Annotated in this window: 2 protein-coding genes and 2 pseudogenes; 2 read left to right on the top strand and 2 right to left on the bottom strand. The window is 52.4% G+C overall.

What is annotated here, in order from left to right:
* Positions 1-114, bottom strand: a pseudogene (locus AKJ29_RS19555) (IS6 family transposase); the annotation flags it as partial.
* 108 nt (positions 115-222) lie between these two features.
* On the opposite strand from AKJ29_RS19555, the gene AKJ29_RS18450 reads away from it, so the two are divergent.
* Positions 223-417 (top strand): hypothetical protein, encoded by a 195-nt coding sequence (locus AKJ29_RS18450; RefSeq protein ID WP_055193016.1) that lies wholly within the window; start codon positions 223-225, stop codon positions 415-417.
* A complete protein-coding gene (locus tag AKJ29_RS18445) occupies positions 386-655 on the top strand; it encodes a hypothetical protein (RefSeq protein ID WP_161805491.1) in 270 nt (89 codons plus the stop codon). Before AKJ29_RS18450 ends, AKJ29_RS18445 begins: the two co-directional genes overlap by 32 nt.
* A 45-nt stretch (positions 656-700) precedes the next feature.
* On the opposite strand, the pseudogene AKJ29_RS20285 reads toward AKJ29_RS18445, so the two are convergent.
* Positions 701-969: pseudogene (locus tag AKJ29_RS20285) on the bottom strand (hypothetical protein); the annotation flags it as partial.

Genomic DNA, 969 nt, shown 5'->3' with positions numbered 1-969 from the left:
GCGCTCCGCCATCATCGTCTCAAGATCGCGATAACTGATCCCGTAGCGGCAATACCATCGCACCGCCCAAAGCACGACCTCACCGCTGAAATGCCGTCCTTTGAAATCACTCATGGAGCATCCCTCCTGCCTGGCGAAACTTAAAAATGGGGCCGCACGGAGAAGTTTGCAACAGAGCCGCCTAACAACCCACGTGCGCAGGAAGCTGCAAGCGCGCTGGAAATGTGGGGTGTTTTGGCGTTGCCGTGGATTGTTCAAAGGGTCGCATATGGTGACGCCTTTGCCGAAAGCCTAGGCGTCACAGAATACGAACCTGAAGGTAAAGCTGCCGAAGAAATGCGGGCACTTTGGCAGTGGATGAAAAACAAAATGGAAGGCAAGAAGCATGGCAAGAAAATCCTTGATAAAGAGTCTTGATATGGAAACTTCAAGCGGGCAGGGGAAGCAATCCGCTACCGTGGTTTCAATGGATACAACAACCGAGCAGCCTAAGCCCACAAAAACAAGCTTGTATTTGCCGCCGAAAGCAAACCACAAGCTAAAGGAAATCGCGCTTTCGAAGGGCTGCAAGGTGCATGATTTGTTGATCGCTGGCGTTGACCATGTGTTGACCAGCGAGGGCTTTAAGCCTGTTTCCGAGTATTCCGAAAAGTAGCGTCATAGGGGTATGACCCTGTGACGCTATACCCCTGTAGGGGTGCTATGCACGACCGTGCTTTTCAAAGTATGATCGGCAAAAACCGAGGAAGGCAGCGTCAGGATTTTTTGGCGCGTCCATGCCTTTTGTGTTCATCCAGCCGCGCCACTCTTGTTCAAGGAAATAAACGTCCCAAGACGGAGCCGGGCTCTGTTGCAAACTTCTCCGTGCGGCCCCATTTTTAAGTTTCGCCAGGCAGGAGGGATGCTCCATGAGTGATTTCAAAGGACGGCATTTCAGCGGTGAGGTCGTGCTTTGGGCGGTGCGATGGT

Source organism: Aliiroseovarius crassostreae, assembly GCF_001307765.1.
In the GTDB taxonomy this organism is placed as follows: domain Bacteria; phylum Pseudomonadota; class Alphaproteobacteria; order Rhodobacterales; family Rhodobacteraceae; genus Aliiroseovarius; species Aliiroseovarius crassostreae.
This window is presented reverse-complemented; position numbering and strand designations above follow the sequence as displayed.

What these genes read in the sequence shown, in the direction of transcription:
- AKJ29_RS18450 (WP_055193016.1), top strand. Translation starts at nt 223, where the DNA reads ATGTGGGGTGTTTTGGCGTTGCCGTGGATTGTTCAAAGGGTCGCATAT.
- AKJ29_RS18445 (WP_161805491.1), top strand. Translation starts at nt 386, where the DNA reads ATGGCAAGAAAATCCTTGATAAAGAGTCTTGATATGGAAACTTCAAGC.